At 62.4% G+C, this 17,862-nt stretch carries 17 protein-coding genes; 8 read left to right on the forward strand and 9 right to left on the reverse strand.

Annotated features, from left to right (window positions below; translation table 11 throughout):
* The 3 genes from rplM to B7Y43_RS09450 form a co-directional block, all read left to right on the forward strand.
* The coding region (rplM, locus tag B7Y43_RS09440; RefSeq protein WP_374131393.1) for a 50S ribosomal protein L13 at positions 1-391 on the forward strand (391 nt) is incomplete at its 5' end.
* Positions 391-933, forward strand: a complete 543-nt coding sequence (gene rpsI, locus B7Y43_RS09445) for a 30S ribosomal protein S9 (protein ID WP_374131394.1) — start codon at positions 391-393, stop codon at positions 931-933. The genes rplM and rpsI, both read left to right, overlap by 1 nt.
* Positions 934-1,020: 87 nt before the next feature.
* On the forward strand, positions 1,021-1,500 hold the full coding sequence (locus B7Y43_RS09450) for a hypothetical protein (protein WP_374131395.1): 480 nt from the start codon (positions 1,021-1,023) through the stop codon (positions 1,498-1,500).
* Between the two features lie 26 nt (positions 1,501-1,526).
* Here the strand turns inward: B7Y43_RS09450 and B7Y43_RS09455 are convergent, their stop codons facing one another.
* Together B7Y43_RS09455 and B7Y43_RS09460 are read right to left on the reverse strand one after the other, a co-directional pair.
* The gene (locus B7Y43_RS09455; RefSeq protein WP_374131396.1) at positions 1,527-2,255 is read right to left on the reverse strand and encodes a metallophosphoesterase; all 729 of its coding nucleotides are present in this window, start codon (positions 2,253-2,255) and stop codon (positions 1,527-1,529) included.
* Positions 2,252-3,082, reverse strand: a complete 831-nt coding sequence (locus B7Y43_RS09460) for a diacylglycerol kinase family protein (protein WP_374131397.1) — start codon at positions 3,080-3,082, stop codon at positions 2,252-2,254. Before B7Y43_RS09460 ends, B7Y43_RS09455 begins: the two co-directional genes overlap by 4 nt.
* A 182-nt stretch (positions 3,083-3,264) precedes the next feature.
* Between B7Y43_RS09460 and B7Y43_RS09465 the strand changes: the two genes are divergently transcribed.
* On the forward strand, positions 3,265-3,807 hold the full coding sequence (locus B7Y43_RS09465; RefSeq protein ID WP_374131398.1) for a cytochrome c family protein: 543 nt from the start codon (positions 3,265-3,267) through the stop codon (positions 3,805-3,807).
* A 43-nt stretch (positions 3,808-3,850) separates the two neighbouring features.
* Here B7Y43_RS09465 and B7Y43_RS09470 read toward each other — a convergent pair whose 3' ends face one another.
* From B7Y43_RS09470 to B7Y43_RS09500, 7 genes are all read right to left on the reverse strand, one after another.
* The gene (locus tag B7Y43_RS09470; protein ID WP_374131399.1) at positions 3,851-4,129 is read right to left on the reverse strand and encodes a hypothetical protein; all 279 of its coding nucleotides are present in this window, start codon (positions 4,127-4,129) and stop codon (positions 3,851-3,853) included.
* Positions 4,126-4,608, reverse strand: a complete 483-nt coding sequence (locus tag B7Y43_RS09475) for a TspO/MBR family protein (RefSeq protein WP_374131400.1) — start codon at positions 4,606-4,608, stop codon at positions 4,126-4,128. Before B7Y43_RS09475 ends, B7Y43_RS09470 begins: the two co-directional genes overlap by 4 nt.
* Before the next feature lie 4 nt (positions 4,609-4,612).
* Positions 4,613-5,803, reverse strand: coding sequence for a geranylgeranyl diphosphate reductase (locus B7Y43_RS09480; RefSeq protein ID WP_374131401.1), 1,191 nt, complete (start codon positions 5,801-5,803; stop codon positions 4,613-4,615).
* Positions 5,800-7,125, reverse strand: coding sequence for a BCD family MFS transporter (locus B7Y43_RS09485; RefSeq protein WP_374131402.1), 1,326 nt, complete (start codon positions 7,123-7,125; stop codon positions 5,800-5,802). The genes B7Y43_RS09480 and B7Y43_RS09485 overlap by 4 nt, the downstream gene beginning before the upstream one ends.
* Entirely contained in the window at positions 7,122-8,030 is a 909-nt protein-coding gene (gene chlG / locus B7Y43_RS09490) for a chlorophyll synthase ChlG (protein WP_374131403.1), read from the reverse strand. The genes B7Y43_RS09485 and chlG overlap by 4 nt, the downstream gene beginning before the upstream one ends.
* 75 nt (positions 8,031-8,105) lie before the next feature.
* Positions 8,106-9,536 carry a transcriptional regulator PpsR gene (ppsR, locus tag B7Y43_RS09495; RefSeq protein WP_374131404.1) on the reverse strand — a complete coding sequence of 477 codons (1,431 nt, stop codon included), beginning with the start codon at positions 9,534-9,536 and terminating at the stop codon, positions 8,106-8,108.
* A 48-nt stretch (positions 9,537-9,584) separates the two neighbouring features.
* On the reverse strand, positions 9,585-10,415 hold the full coding sequence (locus B7Y43_RS09500; protein WP_374131405.1) for a B12-binding domain-containing protein: 831 nt from the start codon (positions 10,413-10,415) through the stop codon (positions 9,585-9,587).
* 357 nt (positions 10,416-10,772) lie between these two features.
* Here B7Y43_RS09500 and bchF point away from each other — a divergent pair, with 357 nt between their 5' ends.
* From bchF to B7Y43_RS09520, 4 genes are read left to right on the forward strand one after another with little or no spacing between them, the layout of a single operon-like run.
* Positions 10,773-11,315, forward strand: a complete 543-nt coding sequence (gene bchF, locus B7Y43_RS09505) for a 2-vinyl bacteriochlorophyllide hydratase (protein ID WP_374131564.1) — start codon at positions 10,773-10,775, stop codon at positions 11,313-11,315.
* On the forward strand, positions 11,312-12,619 hold the full coding sequence (locus B7Y43_RS09510) for a ferredoxin:protochlorophyllide reductase (ATP-dependent) subunit N (RefSeq protein WP_374131406.1): 1,308 nt from the start codon (positions 11,312-11,314) through the stop codon (positions 12,617-12,619). The genes bchF and B7Y43_RS09510 overlap by 4 nt, the downstream gene beginning before the upstream one ends.
* A 4-nt stretch (positions 12,620-12,623) precedes the next feature.
* The gene (gene bchB, locus B7Y43_RS09515) at positions 12,624-14,195 is read left to right on the forward strand and encodes a ferredoxin:protochlorophyllide reductase (ATP-dependent) subunit B (RefSeq protein ID WP_374131407.1); all 1,572 of its coding nucleotides are present in this window, start codon (positions 12,624-12,626) and stop codon (positions 14,193-14,195) included.
* Entirely contained in the window at positions 14,185-17,859 is a 3,675-nt protein-coding gene (locus B7Y43_RS09520; RefSeq protein WP_374131408.1) for a magnesium chelatase subunit H, read from the forward strand. Before bchB ends, B7Y43_RS09520 begins: the two co-directional genes overlap by 11 nt.
* Positions 17,860-17,862 lie beyond the last annotated feature (3 nt).

Genomic DNA, 17,862 nt, shown 5'->3' on the forward strand with positions numbered 1-17,862 from the left:
CGGTCGCGCGGCGACGATCATCGCCAATGTCCTGCGCGGCAAGCACAAGCCGAGCTTCACCCCGCATGTCGATTGCGGTGACAATGTCATCGTCATCAACGCGGACAAGATCCGGTTCACCGGCAAGAAGCTTAAGGACAAGATCTATTACAAGCACACCGGCTATGCCGGCGGCATCAAGGGCGTGGCAGCGGGCAAGGTGCTCGAAGGCCGCTTTCCGGAGCGCGTGCTGGAAAAGGCGATCGAACGCATGATCCCGCGCGGCCCGCTGGGTCGTGACCAGATGCGCAACCTGCGCGTTTTCGCTGGCCCCAATCATCCGCACGAAGCCCAGAACCCGCAGGTTCTCGACATCGCGAGCATGAACCGCAAGAATAAGGTGGGCAACTAATGTCCGATAATCGTCAGTCGCTTTCCGATCTGGGTTCGCTTGCCGGCGGTGCGCCGCAGGCGCCACGCGACGCCGCCATGGGCGATGCCCTGCCCGTCAACAATTCCGGCCCCAAGCCAGAGCCGATGCCACTGCGCGAGCAGATCATCGACAAGCAGGGCCGCGCTTATGCGACCGGTCGCCGCAAGGATGCGGTCGCGCGCGTCTGGATCAAGCCGGGTTCGGGCAAGATCGTTATCAACGGTCGCGACCAGGAAGTCTATTTCGCCCGTCCGACGCTGCGTCTCGTCATCAACCAGCCCTTCGGCGTTGCCGAGCGGACCGGCCAATATGACGTGATCTGCACGGTCAAGGGCGGCGGCCTTTCGGGCCAGGCCGGCGCGGTCAAGCATGGCATCAGCCAGGCGCTGACCAAGTATGAGCCGATCCTGCGCGCGCCGGTAAAGGCAGCAGGCTTCCTGACCCGCGACAGCCGCACGGTCGAGCGCAAGAAGTACGGCAAGGCCAAGGCCCGCCGCAGCTTCCAGTTCTCGAAGCGGTAATTTTTCAAGACCTTCGTTACGCGAAAGGGCGGTCCGGAAGCCGGGCCGCCCTTTTTCGTTGCGCCGCAATCGACTAACGTCATTGCCGTGAACGATTCTCTAACTCAGCGCCTGATCGGCTTTATCGAAAGCATTGGCATCGCCGTGCGCATCGGGCCCGTCGCTGAGGACAGCTTCATGCCCGGGCTCACCGTGCGCGACGGTGGTATTGTTTATGATCCCGACCGGCTGACGCACCCCGGCGACCTGCTCCATGAAGCGGGCCATATTGCCGTGACTGACCCGGCGATCCGCCCGACGCTCGAACAGGTGTCGGGCGATCCGGCGGAGGAAATGGCGGCGATCGCCTGGTCCTATGCGGCGCTCCGCGCGATTGATATCGATCCGGCGATTGTCTTCCACGATGATGGCTATCGCGGCGGCGGCAGCAGCATTGCCGAGAATTTCGGCAACGGTCAGTATTTCGGGGTGCCGATGCTCGAATGGTTCGGCATGGCCGCCAATGCGCAGGTGGCGGCATCGACCGGTGCGGCGCGCTTCCCGCAGATGCGCCGCTGGTTGCGCTGAACCATCCGCTGCACGACGATTGCCCGCTACGCCATCTCCCGCACGCTGACATCCAACTGACCGGAGTCGATCCTTAGGGCGTTGAAAGAGGGCCGGCTATCGCGAACGCGCTCAGACAATGTCCCCGCCCCGATCAGCCGCACAGTCCGGTGCAATACGGGATAAGCGACATCGAAAGCATCATGGACATGGCCCGTTAGCACCGCCTGCGCGCCCGCCGTTGCCAGCGCCGTCAGCGCCGCTGCGCCACCCCGCGTGCGCGCCGTGCCCTGGGTCCCCATCTCCATCAGCGGATGGTGGGCGACAACCAATATCGTCGCCCCTGCAGGCGCGCTTTCGATCCGGGCCAGCGCGCGCGATAGCTGCTCTTGGCTAACCCTCCCCTTTGACCAATTCAGCCGCCACTGGAAACGCGCTGTCGTCCGCAGCGGCACAATATGGATGCCAGCAATGGCCAGCGGCCTATCAATCATCCGCGCCAGCCGATCATGGCGCGCATAGGGCCGAAAGGCACGGGCAAGGGGGTTGAAATAGGGCAAATCGTGATTGCCGACCTCAACCGTCACCGGGCAGCCTAGCCCGCTCAACCACGCCCCGGCGGCCGCAAATTCGCGGGCGCGGGCGCGCATCGTCACGTCGCCGGTGACGATGACCGCATCGGGCTGCTCGCGGTGCACGCAATCGGCAAACCAGGCCAGCGCCGCGCTGTCTTCAGCGCCGAAGTGAATGTCACTGACATGAAACAGCCTGATCATGCGGGCATTTTGGTGCAGATGAACTGCGCCCGCGTTTGGCCAGCGCTGATCTGCACGCCTGGTGACAGCAGCTGTGGCTCACCGTCAAACAGTGCCTGCACGGGTCTGTCCCCCTCAATCGAGACCGTCGGTGCAACACTCTCCGTCACGGCGGCGGCGGCCAGCCAGTCGCCGGTTAGCCAGTCCCAGCCGAGCACCGCAATCGAACGCCAGTCGCGCGCATCAACTGCCGCCAGCCGCAATTGCGCGCCCTTGGGCGAAATCAGCACAGCCTGCGCGCCTGCTGGCAGCCCATACGCCCCGCCGAGCCGTATGCCGCGCCCAAAGGTGCGCGCCCAGGCATGGCCGATCGCCCGCCCCAGCCCGCCAATTCTCCCGGCGCGGACCTGCTCGCGCGCGCGGAACCAACTTGTCGCAGGCCCGACGATCAGCGCGACATAGGCCCGATATTCGCCGCCCGCGACGAAGGGCAGCGCCACCAATATGCTCTGCGTCATGCTTGCAGCGACAATCGCCGCCGGATCGCCATCGCCGTGCAGCGCCTTGACCAGCAAGTTCATCGTGCCGCCAGGCAGCATCAAAAAGGCACCGTTCCAGCCCCGCAGCGCCCCAATCGCCGCGTTGATCGTGCCGTCACCGGCATACAGAATGACGGTATCAACCCCAGCGGCATCCAGCGTTGCAGCATCGGGCAGCATATCATGAGGGAAATGGCTGTGCCCGATCAGATGCCAGCCCTTGCCCGCAAACAGCTCGACCAGCGCCGCCACTTTATCCGGACTGGCTGATCCTGAGCTCGCATTGCTGATGAACCAAATTTTTTTCATTCGGGCACAACGATTGATACGGGATTTGGTCCCGGTTGGCCTTGCCCTTCGTCAAAAGTCACACAATGGCAATGTTACACGTATGATTTTCCGTGTAATCACCCCTTGGCATAAGCGACCTTGATTCGCGGACTGTCGGGCTGGCCGGGCCATCCCGGCACTCGATACAGGAGCAGGAATTGATGGACTCGAACTCTATGAATCGCGCTGGCAAAATCGCCCTTGGCGTTGCCATCTCCGCGTTGGCGCTGGCGGCATGCTCGTCCAAGCCAACCACCGAAACAGCCGAAGCACCAGCCGCTGAAGCAACGACCGCCGCACCCGAAGCAGCCCCAGCCGCTGCCCCCGCTCCGGCCGCTGCCGCTGCACCGGCGGTCGACAATGTTGATACCGTGGACGGCACCAAGTTCGCGTCCTTCACCGGCGATGCCGCGAAGGGCGAAGCAACCTTTGCTGCCTGCAAGATTTGCCATGCGGTTGAAGCGGGCGTGAACAAGATCGGGCCGTCGCTGCACGCCGTCGTTGGCCGCACCGCGGGCACTATTGCCAACTATACCTATTCAACGGCGAACAAGAATAGCGGCATCACCTGGTCGCCTGAAAAGCTGTTCCAATATCTGGAAAAGCCGCAGCGGATCGTGCCTGGCACCAAGATGACCTATCCCGGCCTGCCCGATGCGCAGAAACGCGCGGATGTGATCGCTTATCTCTCGGCGCAAAAGTAAAACGCCTACCAACGATTATAGGCGGGCCTGCTAACGGGCCCGCCTATTTTTTTGCCCGTCGTCCAGGCCCAAAGTGAAGATCGGCGAGATGAAACGGGAAGGACAATGTCAGTGGAAGCGCGATCCATTGCCAGCTCTGGCCCGTCAGCGCGGCCCGTAACGCCACCATCATCAAAATGCCGGGCATGAGCCGACACAGAATTGCGAGCAACACCCAACGTCGTAGCAAGCGCAACCAAATCGCTTCACCGGCGATCACGACCAAAATGATATCTGCAGCAAGCCCATTGGCAAACAACGCCGCCATTGCGCCTTCGGTCAAGGAAATGGGCCGTTCAGCCGGACCACCGCCATGTTGAGGTAGCCCGCAAAGGTCACCCACAACAAATAGGGGACCAGCACGATTGACGCCGTCATCGATCGCCGCCAGCCATAGACGATCAGCGACCCGACCGAGAGCCACAGAAAGATCACCTCGATGACTGACCAATCGGGGCGTTGCAGCCGAAAGAACAACAAGCTCCACAAGATGTTGAGAAAGCCATTGGTCGCCCACAGCGCGATGAAGGTTTCCGCCTCACGTCGGGTCCGCATCGCATGCCAACCAGTAACGAGCGCGACAACATTGATTGCGTAGATGATCGTCCAGGCAATCGCATAGGCACGATCGGGCGGCGCCCAACGCGGCTGGATAAGCTGATCATACCACGGCCCGGTCACCGTGATCGTCGATCCCATTACCGCGACAATGCCCGTCGCCAGGGCGGCAGTGAGGACCGGGAATACCCAGGCGCGGCTCATCGTTTCACGCCGTCGATCCCAACAAATGCCCCATATCCTTCATGAATATCTTGAAATGGGCCATTGGCTTTTTGCGAACGAGTTCCTTGTTCATATAGGCCTGCCAGGTCAGCTCCTGCACATCCTTGTCCTCGCAAATTTTGACGAAACGCTCGCGGCGCTTGTCGTTGCGGTACCAGAAATGCTGCATGATCCCCAGCACCAGGAACACCTTGCCATGCGCACGCATGAACTTCTTGCGCGCCTGTTTCAGGGCCGACGCCTTGCCGGTGTCGAGATAAGCCTCAATCGCTTCCGCCGCGAAACGACCGGCGGCCATGGCGTAATAAATCCCCTCGCCAGAAGCCGGTGCCACCACCCCGGCGGCGTCGCCGGCGACCAGCACGTCGCGGCCATTGTCCCAGCGCTTGAGCGGCTTGAGCGGGATCGGCGCCCCTTCGCGGCGGATCGTCTCGCAGTCCGCCATGCCGTTATCCGCCCGCAACCGGGTGATCGCATCGCGCAGTTCATAGCCCTTATGTGCGCTGCCAACGCCGATGCTCGACGTTTCGCCATGCGGAAATACCCAGGCATAGAAATCAGGCGAGAATTTTCCCTGATAGATTACGTCGCAGCGCGACGGATCGAACTCGCTGCTGGCAGGCGGGGATTTCACAATCTCATGATAGGCAAAAACGCATGGTACACGCTCGGCACCGCGCAATTCCTGCCGGGCCACGGCAGAACGTGCGCCGTCTGCGCCAATCACGCTGCGAGTGCGGACCCGCTGTTCCTCACCACCACGGCGCTCAGTATAGACAATCACCGCGCAGCCATCCGGGTCGCGATCGACCCGCTCGAAATTGCCGGTCCGGCGTTCGGCACCCGTCAGTGCAGCACGCGCGCGCAGCCATTCGTCAAACACGTCGCGATCGACCATGCCGACAAAGCCGTCGCCAACCGGCATATCAACCTGCTTGGCTGATGGCGCGATCATCCGGGCCGATGTGGCCTTGGCGACCAGCAGATGGTCAGGAATCTCGAAATCCTTGATCAACCGGGGCGGAATTGCGCCGCCACAGGGTTTGATCCGGCCCGCTCGATCGAGCAGCAAGACATGTCGCCCGGCACGGGCCAGGTCAGTGGCGGCCACCGATCCCGACGGACCTCCGCCCACCACAACGACATCGAAATCGACGGATGATCGGTTGTTCATGCGATCGCCTCCTGCTGCATGGAAATATCGATTGGCGTGCGCGTGCGGGTGACACCCAATGCCAGCCACGCCGCAATCACAAATAATCCCGCCTCGCTTGCAAACACGACAAGGAAGGCATTCGGCGTATCGCCCGTCAACGCACGGCCAAGATCAACACCGACCGCGCCAATCAACCCGCCAGAACCAAAGGCAACGGCCTGCGCCGCCCCCCATACGCCCATGCGAATACCAGCACGCGCCGGGCCCCGGGCACCAGCAAGCCCCATCATGGCGCCAATCGCGGCCACCGCGAACACGCCATTGGCAAAGCCGAGCAGCATGATGTTTGCCTTGAGCGGCCAGCTGGCGCCGACCTGCGCCGCCATTGCCAGCCCGAGCAAGGCCAATGCTGACCCCAAACAACCACCAATGATCCAGCGTCGCAGGCTTGCCGGGGTGCCGCCGCCAAAGGCGCTGCCCAGCACGCCGACCAGAATCATGCCGAACAGCACGCCACTATGCTGCGTGCCGGAAAGCTGTGTCGATTGGCCGGGCGTGAAATTGAACAACAGGCCGGCAAACGGCTCCAGGATCATGTCCTGCATCGAATAAGCGAGCATCGAGAGGAAAACGAAGATCGTGAACTGGCGGGCATCGGTTTCCGCCAACATCTCTCGCAGCGCCGCCCCGAAACTGATCGCCGGCGCATCGCTGCTCTCTTCAGCGGGCATTGCCGCGCGGGGCTGCTCGATCCCGAGCAGCGCCAACCACGATAGGACAAACGCCGCCAGCGCGACCCCGCTGGCCACCATTGCCAGACGCGGCAGGGAAAAGGGATCGATCAGCGCGCCAGCGACATTGGCCGTCACAACAATGCCGAACACCATCATAATCCAGGTAATCGATGCCGCCGCCGCGCGCCGCGCCGGGGCGACCTGGCTGGCCAGCAGGGCAAGCAGCGACGTACCCGCCGCACCAACACCAGCGCCGATCATGCTGAAACCAATGATCGCCAAAACATAACCAAAAACGCCGCCCGCCGCGATCGCTGGCAGCGAATCGACCGCTACCAATGCGCCAAGCGCGAGCAAGGCCATGCCAAAAAGGATCCACGGCGTCCGCCGCCGCCCCTGATCGGAACCATGCCCCCAGGCCGGGCGGGACAATTGCACGGCATAATGCCAGGCGACGAGGCCAGCCGGCAGCGCCGCTGGCAGGGCATATTCGACCACCATCACGCGGTTGAGCAGCGAGGTCACCAGCATCACCATGGCGCCAATGGCACTCTGCACCAGCCCTAGCCGGATGATGCCCGGCCATCCCAGCAACTTCGCGCTCATAAACCCACCGCTCCCCCAAGCCCAAAGGCGGTTGCAAGCATCCCAAACACATACAGGCTGGTGCCGGTCGCGTTATACCAGGGGGTATATTTGAGCGGGTCATAGAGCAGCCGCGGCATCAGCGAGAGCTGCGCAAGCAGCAATACGCTGACGATCAGTGCGGCCAGGCCATGCCCCCATTGCATCAGCAACACCACGACCACCGCCTGCGGCAGCGCCATGACAACGCACGCAATCTGCGCCGCGCGATCAACACCCAGCATCGCCGGCAGGGAGCGGACCCCCATCTTGCGATCGCCCTCCACCGCCTTGAAATCGTTAAGCGTCATGATGCCGTGCGCGCCCAGACTATACAGCGTCAGCACGATCAGGATTTGCGTGCTCGGCAAGGTGCCGGCCATCACCGCCGCGCCGGTAAACCAGGTCAGCCCTTCATAGGTCAGCCCGACGACCCCCGGCCCCCAGATCCCGCTCATCTTCAGCCGCATCGGCGGCGCGCTATAGGCCCAGGCACAGGCGACGCCGAGGCAGGTTGCGTAGAATACCCATTGGCCCGCCGCCAACGACACCGCGAGTGACAATATCGTGCCGCCAATCGCGATCCATAGACCCCATTGGCCAGCGATCCTGCCCGACGGGATCGGGCGTTCGGGCTGGTTGATCGCATCGACATGCCGATCGAACCAATCGTTGATCGCCTGGCTGTTGCCGCACACCAGCGGGCCAGTCAGCAAAATACCGATGATGACGAAGGGCCAGCGATCAGCCAGCGATTCCCCGGAGGAAATGCAGCCGCACATAAATGCCCACATTGGCGGAAACCACGTGATCGGCTTGAGCAGTTCGAGCACATCGCGGGGGGCCGGTGGCCGAGTCTTGGCACTCAATATGGCAGGGGTGGACATCGCGGCAAGCTATGATTGACACTACAGAGTGTCAAACCAAATTGTCACTTTTGTCGCCCGGTTAGCAGGGGATTTTCAGTTGTTGTCAGAGACCAGATTGCCCAGCCCGTGCCGGTGCAATTTGGAATACAGACTCTGACGGCTAACCCCCAGAATTTCCGCCGCCGACGCCCGATTGTCAGACGTATAGGCGAGCGCCGCCTCAATACAGAGCCGCTCGATCAGATCGGTCGATTCACGCACGATATCCTTCAGCGACATGCGCCCGACCAATTCGGTCAATTGTTCAACCGAGCGGGGCAATTGCTGGTTACTGGCTGGCGTTTCAGGCAGGCGGCGACCGACATTGCGGATCGCAAAGCCATAGCATTCGCTATCGCCAAGCGGCGCCGCAACTGCCGACACCTCCACCTCTTCCTGGTTGCCCGCTGCGCCCCGGAACACCGCCGCGACATTACGCACCGCGCCATGCTCGCGCAGCTGGCCGACGATCAGGTCAAGGTCGATCCCCGGCCGACCAAGCCAATCGCCAAGCTTCAGGCCGCGCAGCCGATCCATCGACGCCATTTCGGTGAGTTCGACAAAAGCGGCATTGGCCGTCATCACGCCCAGATTGCGATCGACCAGTACAAAGGCATCGGGCATCCGCTCGATTACATCGACAAGCTGGCCATCATGCTGATGCCCCTCGGTCGGCGCATCGATGGCCGTAATCCGAACGAGCAGCACAGCGGTCCGCGCCTGACGGAACAACCGTGCGGAAAAACTCGCGTCGATCGCCTGATTTTTCAGCCGCAGCGCGACCGGGGCGATGTCATCGGCCGCTTCTGCCGCGCCAAGATGCGCGACAAATGCTTCGCGGTCTGTGGGATCGACCAGTCCGCTGACCAGCTGATCGCTTAGCGCGCCTTCCTTGCTGCCGAACAAACGATGCGCCGCCGGATTGGCTTCGCGGATCCGCCGGGTCGTCGCATCAACGATCAGCACGGGCTCGGCTGCCATATCAAACAACAAGCGATAGCGCGTCTCCGCCTGACGCAACCGCACATAATCACGCTCAAGCGATTGCTGGGTCTGCAACAATCGCTGCTGCATCGTTGCAGCGGCGCGCATGTCACGGCCGATCGCGATCACCTGCCCACCCCGTCCCAGGCCGACGATCATATAGCGCACGGGCAGATCGCCTTCGGGGCAGGCATGGTTGATCTGCCGCCAACGACCGGGCTCGCCCGCCGCCGCGGCGACAAGCATATCGGAGACCTTGGTCTTGCTATCGGTCGTGACACTGTCGGCCCAGGGCTTGCCGACCCAATCGGCCAGGCCCGCGTTCAATAGATCGGTTTCGGCAATCGCCACGTCCAGGACGATGCCGGCAGAATCAATCACAAAGGCAACATCGCCCACGGAGCCGAGCAAGGCGGCAGCGACGTTGGCGGGCAGCGCGCCCGGTATCTGATCGGGTAGCGAAAAGGGGCGCGGCCTGGGAGGGGCGAGATGCTTGTTCATCGACGAGCCGCCGCACTCCTTGCGCTCATGAAAGGGTAGAAAAAACTATTAGTTCGCCGCCTCGGTCATCAGCGCGTCGACCAGCTCAGCAGCGACCTTGACCGCAACTTTCGCATCCGGTGCCGTACCATTGGCACCAAGCCGGATAGCGAGTGCCGGATCTTCAGCGAAAATCCGGCCACCAACCATCACGCACAGACGAGGGTTTCTTGACACGTTTCGCAACGCAGCAATAATCGAAGGCAATGACGCAATATGGCAGTCACATGTGATCGTCAATCCGATCAGGTCAAACCACTCACAGGCCACACGCTCAAGCAGATCAGGGGTGGACGCCTCAGCCATCCGGTCCGTCAGCCAGCCCTCACGACAGAAAAGCTCTTCGATCACGACCGTGCCGAAGCTGTGTTGATCCCCAACCAAGGACGCGAACAAAGCCCGACGGCCTGGCCCCGCTTGGCGTTCGACCGGCAACCGGGCACCGAGTTCATGGACGATTTCCTGCAGCCGCCACAGCCCCATCGTGACATCGACGAAATCGCAGCGATCATCTTCCCAATATTCGCCGAGCCGCCGCGCCGCCGGGGCGAGCAGATCGACAAGAATGGAATCAATGCCAACGCCGCGACGGAGGATCGCTTCAACATATTCCAGCAACGCATCAGCTTCGACATGGAGCGACAATGGGGCAAAGCCATCGACTTCTTCGGCCGTAATTTGGTCAGAATCACCCAGCGTCGCCTGCGTGCTTGTCACTGGATATGACGCCACCAGTCGGGGGATGATTTCGCGTTCGACAAGCTTGGAAAGGGAAGCGCCATCGTGCATGATCGTGGCGTGTTTTGGCGGCTGAACGGGCTGCGCACTGGGGTCTCGCATCGGGGATTTTTTGCGATAGACTGAGGCAAGCTGGGCCCCAAATTCCAGTAATGAAGCCATTCCCCAATGCTCCCCGCCAAATCGAGCGCAAACGACAGATTTGCACGCGGGGCATTATGATTATTCTTAGCCCAGCGAATCATAAGCTATGCCGTTTCGGGATGTCTGACAACAGCCTAGCTACGCCGCAGCGCAGCATCTGTCAAAATTTTTGGACGTCAGTTTGTGTTGACACTTTGACGGGGGCTGCCTTAGTCTCTCCCCAATGAGGCAGATGACAAACGCCGGGGAGCGATGCGGGTGAACACCCCCCAGTACGACCATCAGTTCGAGAATTTTCGGCGGTCGCTGCACCCCATGGCGCCCATGCCACTTTATACGCCTGAACAGCGCATTCGCCGTGATCAATCTGTCTGGACGCTGATTCAGGGCATCCTTGCCCCCGTTCAATTCCTTATCTTCCTCATCAGCCTGGTGCTGGTGGTGCGGTATTTGCAGACCGGCGACGGGGCCTTTGCCGCGACTATCTCGATCGTGGTGAAGACGATGGCGCTCTACACGATCATGATCACTGGCTCGATTTGGGAAAAGGTGGTTTATGATAAGTGGCTGTTCGCAGACGCCTTTTTCTGGGAAGATGTGTTCAGCTTCCTGGTGCTTGCATTGCACACTGCCTATCTGGTGATGTTGATCGGGGGCCTGGGCAGCGAACGGGATCGGATGATCCTCGCGCTTGCTGCCTATGCAACTTACGTGGTCAACGCGACCCAGTTCATTCTGAAACTGCGCGCAGCAAGACTACAATCGCAGGCAGAGGCGCAGGCGGCGACTCATGACGCTGCCCAATCGACCGCGCCATCATCCGATTCGCTGCCCACACAGCAGAAATTGGCCGCATGACCGTTGTGCTGACCCCACCGCGCCCCGCCGCATCGGCCAATGGTCTTGCCAATGGTCTGGATTGCGCGCCGGTGTTGCGTGAACGGGGCCAGCGCGAGGTTTTCTGCGGGCTAACCGGAATCATCTGGCTCCACCGCAAGGTGCAGGATGCGTTCTTCCTTGTCGTCGGCAGCCGCACCTGCGCGCATCTGCTGCAATCGGCGGCAGGCGTGATGGTTTTCGCTGAACCCCGTTTTGGTACAGCGATAATCGAAGAGCGTGATCTCGCCGGCATGGCTGACTGCAACGAAGAGCTCGACCGAGTCGTTGATCGGTTGCTGACGCGCCGGCCGGATATCAAGATGCTGTTTCTGGTTGGCTCCTGCCCGTCGGAAGTGATCAAGCTTGATCTGTCGCGCGCCGCGCAGCGCCTGCAGGGCAAACATGCGCCGAATGTCCGCATCCTGAATTATTCGGGCAGCGGCATCGAAACGACTTTTACCGAAGGCGAAGACGCCTGCCTCGCCGCGCTGGTCCCTGAACTCCCCACCCTGCCCGCCGATGCACCGCAGGAATTGATGATCGTCGGCGCGCTGCCCGATGTTGTCGAAGACCAGTTTCTGCGTATCTTCAAGGAATTGGGGATCAAGACGGTGCGCTCGCTGCCCGCGCGCCAGTCCGTTCATCTGCCGCCCGTCGGCCCCAATACGCGCTATCTGCTTGCCCAACCGTTCCTGGGTGAAACCGCCCGCGCGCTCGAAGATCGCGGCGCGGTGCGACTCGATGCCATGTTCCCCTTCGGCGCCGAAGGCACGACGAGCTGGTTGCACGCTGCCGCCGTCGCCTTCGGCGTCGATGAAATGGAATTCCACCGGGTGATCGCCCCCGGTCGCGAGCGCGCCAAACGCGCGATCGAACATTGCCGCGCGAAGCTCGAAGGCAAGAGCATCTTCTTCATGCCCGACTCGCAGCTTGAAGTGCCGCTGGCGCGCTTCCTGAGCCAGGAACTGGGCATGGTGCCGATCGAAGTTGGCACACCCTATCTCCACCGCCGCCATCTGGCCCAGGATCTGGCGCTGCTGCCGTCCGCAACCGTGATCAGTGAAGGCCAAGACGTCGATAAGCAGCTCGACCGCGTCCGCGCCGCAAAGCCAGACATCACCGTTTGCGGCCTTGGCCTCGCCAACCCGCTCGAAGCCGAAGGACTGACGACGAAATGGGCGATCGAACTCGTCTTTTCGCCGATCCACGGCTTCGACCAGGCTGGCGATCTTGCCGAACTTTTTGCGCGCCCGCTGCGGCGGCGCGATGTGTTGAAGGTCTGACGCGATGCAGCTGACCGTCTGGACCTATGAAGGACCGCCCCATGTCGGGGCAATGCGGATCGCGACTGCGATGAAGGGCGTGCATTACGTCCTGCACGCGCCGCAGGGCGATACCTACGCCGATCTGCTGTTCACGATGATTGAACGGCGCAATCACCGCCCGCCGGTTACCTACACCACCTTCCAGGCACGCGATCTGGGCAAAGACACCGCCGAGCTTTTCCAGTCGGCCGCGCGCGACGCGTTCGAGCGCTACCAGCCGCAGGCAATGTTAGTCGGCGCGTCGTGCACTGCCGAGCTGATTCAGGACGATCCCGCAGGGCTGGCCGATGCGATGCGCCTGCCGATCCCCGTCGTCGCGCTCGAATTGCCCAGCTATCAGCGCAAGGAAAACTGGGGCGCCGCTGAAACCTTTTACCAGTTGGTCCGCGCGATCGCCGACAAGGATGTCCGCCCCGCCCCGCGCGAAGGCCGCCGCCCAAGCGTCAACCTGCTCGGCCCCACCGCACTGGGGTTCCGCCACCGCGACGACATTATCGAGATCACGCGCCTGCTCACATCGATGGGGATCGACATCAATCTGGTCGCCCCGCTCGGCGCCAGCCCAGCCGACATCAAGCGGATTGGTGCGGCTGATTTCAACATCCTGCTCTACCCGGAAATCGCCGACACGGCGGTGCGCTGGCTGGAAAAGACCTTTGGACAAAAGACCGTCCGCACGATTCCGATCGGTCACGGTGCGACTCGCGATTTTGTCAACGAAGTCGCGGCGCTCGCGGGCGTCGATCCCGCCTTGGCGCTAGACAAATCAAACATGCCCTGGTGGAGCCGCTCGGTCGATTCGACCTATCTCACTGCCAAGCGCGTCTTCATTTTCGGTGATGCGAGTCATGCCATCGCCGCCGCCCGCGTGGCGCGCGACGAACTTGGCTTCGAGGTCGTCGGCCTGGGCTGCTACAATCGCGAATTCGCGCGCGACCTGCGCGATGCCGCCAAGCTTTATGGCGTCGAGCCGCTGATCACCGACGATTATCTGGAGGTCGAGGACGCGATCGCCGCGCTCCAGCCCGAACTCGTCCTCGGCACGCAGATGGAGCGCCACATTGCCAAGCGGCTGCGCATCCCCTGCGCGGTCATCTCGGCCCCCGTCCATGTCCAGGATTTCCCAGCGCGCTACTCCCCACAAATGGGGTTCGAAGGCGCAAATGTGCTGTTCGACACCTGGGTCCATCCGTTGGTGATGGGGCTGGAGGAACATCTGCTGACGATGTTCCGCGACGATTTCGAATTCAGCGACAGCGCGGGTGCCAGTCATTTGGGTCATGGCAGTGCCGCGCCGAAGGCAGAGCAAAGCGCACCTGAAATCGAGGATCAGGCGTCGCTTCCGCCTGTCGCCGAACCTGAAGTCATCGCGGCGCGCGGCTGGAGCGCTGAGGCCGAAAAGGAATTGATGAAAATTCCATTTTTCGTCCGCGGCAAGGCACGCCGCAATACCGAGCGCTATGCCACCGAGCACGGCCTAGCCGCCATTACGATCGACACGCTCTATGACGCGAAGGCTCATTATGCGCGCTAATGCCCCCGCCCAGATCACGCCGGTTCGCGTTGTGGTGATCACGCTCGACAATCACCTGTCGGGGGCATTTCAACGCGCACAACAGCAATTCGAACGAGCCAATCCGGGCGTCACCATCCACTTTCACGCGGCCGCCGATTGGGAAGAAAAGGCCGGCGCACTCGATGCCGCCCGTGCCGATATCGCCCAGGGTGACATCATCCTGGTGACGATGCTGTTCCTGGAAGACCATATCCGCGCCGTCCTCCCCGCGCTGCAGGCTCGGCGCGATAGCTGTGATGCTATTGTCGGGCTGATGTCCGCCGCTGACATCGTCAAGCTGACGCGGATGGGCGATTACAGCATGGACAAGCCCGCCACTGGCGCGCTTGCAATGATCAAGAAGCTGCGCGGCACCGGTAAGCCGGGCGCATCATCCGGCAAGGGCCAGATGGCAATGCTGCGCCGCCTGCCCAAGCTGCTGAAGTTCGTTCCCGGCACCGCGCAGGATGTGCGCGCCTATTTCCTGACGCTGCAATATTGGCTGGCGGGCAGCGACGACAATATCGTCGATCTCATCCGCGCGCTGATCGACCGCTATGCCGCTGGTGAGCGGGCTGGTCTACGCGGCAAGATGAAGGCGGCGGCCCCGCGCGACTATCCCGAAGTTGGCATCTATCATCCAGCTATTCCCGCGCGGATGTCGGCCAAGCTGTCCGATCTGCCGCGCCGTCGCGGCACCAAGGGCACCGTCGGTGTGCTGATGCTGCGCTCCTATGTTCTTGCCAAGGACGCCGCGCATTATGACGGCGTGATCGCCGCGCTCGAAGCACGCGGGCTCGATGTGATCCCCGCCTTCGCCGGTGGGCTCGATGGTCGCCCGGCAATCGAACAACTCTTCATGAAAGACGGCAAGTCTACCGTCGATGCCGTTATCAACCTGACCGGGTTCAGCCTGGTCGGCGGGCCTGCCTATAACGACACCGCTGCGGCAGAAGCGATCCTGACCAAGCTCGATCGCCCTTACATTGCCGCACATCCGGTCGAGTTCCAGACGCTGCAAGCCTGGGGTGCCAACCGCCAGGGCCTGCTCCCACTCGAATCGACGATGATGATCGCGATCCCCGAGCTTGACGGCGGCACGCAGCCGATGGTGTTCGGCGGCCGCTCGGACGGGACCGACACCGCCTGCACCGGATGCCAGCGTGGCTGCACCTTCCCGGCAACGGGCGCCGTCCGCCAGATGGAAAGCTGCGGCGAACGCGCCGAGGCACTCGCCGGCCGTGTGCTCAAGATGATCGAACTGCGCCGCTCGGCAGAGGTCAATCGCCGAGTCGCGATCGTGCTGTTCAACTTCCCGCCTAATGCCGGTGCTGCCGGCACCGCGCAGTTCCTGGCGGTGTTCGAATCGCTTCATGCCACCCTCACCCGGCTGGCAACCGAAGGCTATGACGTTGAAATCCCCGCCACTGTCGATGATCTGCGCGAGGCGATCCTTGGCGGCAATGCGGCACGCTATGGCACCGAAGCCAATGTCCATGCCAAGGTCAGCGCCGATACGATCGTCGCCCGCGAAACCTGGCTGAATGAAATCGAAGCCGCTTGGGGCCCCGCCCCCGGCAAGCTGCAGTCGGATGGCACCTCGGTGCAGATCCTCGGCGCGCAGTTCGGCAATGTGTTCATCGGCATCCAGCCCGCGCTCGGCATAGAGGGCGATCCAATGCGGTTGCTGTTCGAAGGCCGCTTTGCTCCGACGCATGCCTTTGCCGCTTTCTATCGCTGGCTGCGCGAGGATTTCAAAGCGCATGCCGTGCTGCATTTCGGCACGCATGGCAGCCTTGAATTCATGCCCGGCAAACAGACCGGCCTCACTGCCGATTGCTGGCCCGATCGCCTGATTGGCGACCTGCCCAACATCTATCTCTACGCCGCCAACAACCCGTCCGAAGGTGTGCTCGCCAAGCGGCGTTCGGGTGCGACCCTGGTCAGCTATCTGACGCCTGCCCTCACCAATTCGGGCGTCTATAAGGGGTTGGCCGACCTGAAGGCATCGGTTGATCGCTGGCGCAGTCTGGAGCCCGGCGACGAGCAAGCCGAACCGCTCGCGGAAATGATCGCGGTGCAGGCCGAGGCGCTCGACCTTGACGGCAGCGACGTCACCACGCTCGCCGCCAAGCTCTATGAAATTGAGCGCGAACTTATCCCGCAAGGGCTCCATGTCGCCGGCCTCGCCGCGACCCGCGAAGAGCGGATCGACATGATCCTTGCTTCGGCGGAAGGCCGCGACCAGCCACTCAGCCGCGACACGGTCGAGGCGCTCGTGGACGGCAAGCTTAAGGCGGACACCCCGCTGCTCAAGGACATGGCCGCGCTCGACAAGGCGCTCGCGACCAACCATGAGCTTGACGGCATCGTCCGCGCGCTGAACGGCAGCTATATCCACCCGGTCTCAGGCGGCGACATCTTGCGTGCGCCCGAAATCCTGCCGACCGGGCGCAACATCCACGGCTTTGATCCCTTCCGCCTGCCCTCTGCCTTTGCAGTCAAGGACGGTGCGGAACAGGCCCAGCGGCTGGTCGATCGCAGCGTTGCGGACTCAGGGCATCTACCCGAAACCGTCGCCATGGTGCTGTGGGGCACCGACAACCTGAAGAGCGAGGGCGCGCAGATCGCCCAGGTGCTGGCGCTGATCGGCGCACGCCCGCGCTTCGACAGCTATAACCGCCTCGCCGGGGCCGAACTCATCCCGCTCGAAGAGCTCGGCCGCCCACGCATCGACGTGATCGTGACCCTGTCGGGCGTGTTCCGCGATCTCCTGCCGCTGCAAACCCGCATGATGGCAGAAGCCGCGTTGCTCGCCGCCCAGGCCGACGAGCCCGAGGAGATGAACTTTGTCCGTCGCCACGCGCTCGCGCATCAGGCAGAACATGGCTGCGACCTCGAAACCGCCGCCTTGCGCGTCTTCTCGAACGCCGAGGGTGCTTATGGTGCCAACGTCAATCTGCTGATCGACGACGGCGCCTGGACCGACCCCAATGAACTCGCTGACAGTTTCGAGCGGCAAAAGGGCTTTGCGTACGGCGTCAAGGGCGTGCCCGTCCGCCAGGCCGCAATCCTCGCCTCCGCGCTCAAGACCGTCGATTGCGCCTATCAGAACCTCGAAAGCGTCGAACTCGGCATCACCACGATCGACCAATATGTCGATACGTTGGGCGGCATCAGCCGTGCCGTCACCCGTGCCAAGGGTGGTGCCACCGCCCCCGTCTATATCGGCGACCAAACGCAAGGCTCTGGCAAGGTCCGCAGCCTCCAGGAACAGGTCGCGCTCGAAACCCGCACCCGGATCCTCAACCCGGTCTGGACCGAAGGCCTGCTCAAGCACGGCTATGAGGGCGTCCGCACGATCGAAGGCCATGTCACCACGACAATGGGCTGGTCTGCAACGACGGGCGAGGTCGACCCTTGGGTCTATCAACGCATCAGCGAAACCTATGTGCTTGACGCTGAAATGCGCGAGCGCATCGCCGCGCTCAACCCGCGCGCCTCGGCGCGTGTCGCCAATCGCCTGATCGAGGCGGTTGAACGCAATTACTGGTCACCAGACGAAGCTACGCTCGCAGCCCTCCACGCCGCCAGCGACGAACTCGAGGATCGTCTCGAGGGTGTCGTGGCTGTCGCGGCTTAAGGA

It is taken from the genome of Sphingomonas sp. 28-62-20, from assembly GCF_002281505.1.

Bases quoted from the DNA above. Each gene is read 5' to 3' on its own strand.
- rpsI (WP_374131394.1), top strand. From the start codon at position 391: ATGTCCGATAATCGTCAGTCGCTTTCCGATCTGGGTTCGCTTGCCGGC.
- B7Y43_RS09455 (WP_374131396.1), bottom strand. From the start codon at position 2,255: ATGATCAGGCTGTTTCATGTCAGTGACATTCACTTCGGCGCTGAAGAC.
- B7Y43_RS09460 (WP_374131397.1), bottom strand. From the start codon at position 3,082: ATGAAAAAAATTTGGTTCATCAGCAATGCGAGCTCAGGATCAGCCAGT.
- B7Y43_RS09465 (WP_374131398.1), top strand. From the start codon at position 3,265: ATGGACTCGAACTCTATGAATCGCGCTGGCAAAATCGCCCTTGGCGTT.
- B7Y43_RS09475 (WP_374131400.1), bottom strand. From the start codon at position 4,608: ATGAGCCGCGCCTGGGTATTCCCGGTCCTCACTGCCGCCCTGGCGACG.
- B7Y43_RS09480 (WP_374131401.1), bottom strand. From the start codon at position 5,803: ATGAACAACCGATCATCCGTCGATTTCGATGTCGTTGTGGTGGGCGGA.
- B7Y43_RS09485 (WP_374131402.1), bottom strand. From the start codon at position 7,125: ATGAGCGCGAAGTTGCTGGGATGGCCGGGCATCATCCGGCTAGGGCTG.
- chlG (WP_374131403.1), bottom strand. From the start codon at position 8,030: ATGTCCACCCCTGCCATATTGAGTGCCAAGACTCGGCCACCGGCCCCC.
- ppsR (WP_374131404.1), bottom strand. From the start codon at position 9,536: ATGAACAAGCATCTCGCCCCTCCCAGGCCGCGCCCCTTTTCGCTACCC.
- B7Y43_RS09500 (WP_374131405.1), bottom strand. From the start codon at position 10,415: ATGCGAGACCCCAGTGCGCAGCCCGTTCAGCCGCCAAAACACGCCACG.
- bchF (WP_374131564.1), top strand. From the start codon at position 10,773: ATGGCGCCCATGCCACTTTATACGCCTGAACAGCGCATTCGCCGTGAT.
- B7Y43_RS09510 (WP_374131406.1), top strand. From the start codon at position 11,312: ATGACCGTTGTGCTGACCCCACCGCGCCCCGCCGCATCGGCCAATGGT.
- bchB (WP_374131407.1), top strand. From the start codon at position 12,624: ATGCAGCTGACCGTCTGGACCTATGAAGGACCGCCCCATGTCGGGGCA.
- B7Y43_RS09520 (WP_374131408.1), top strand. From the start codon at position 14,185: ATGCGCGCTAATGCCCCCGCCCAGATCACGCCGGTTCGCGTTGTGGTG.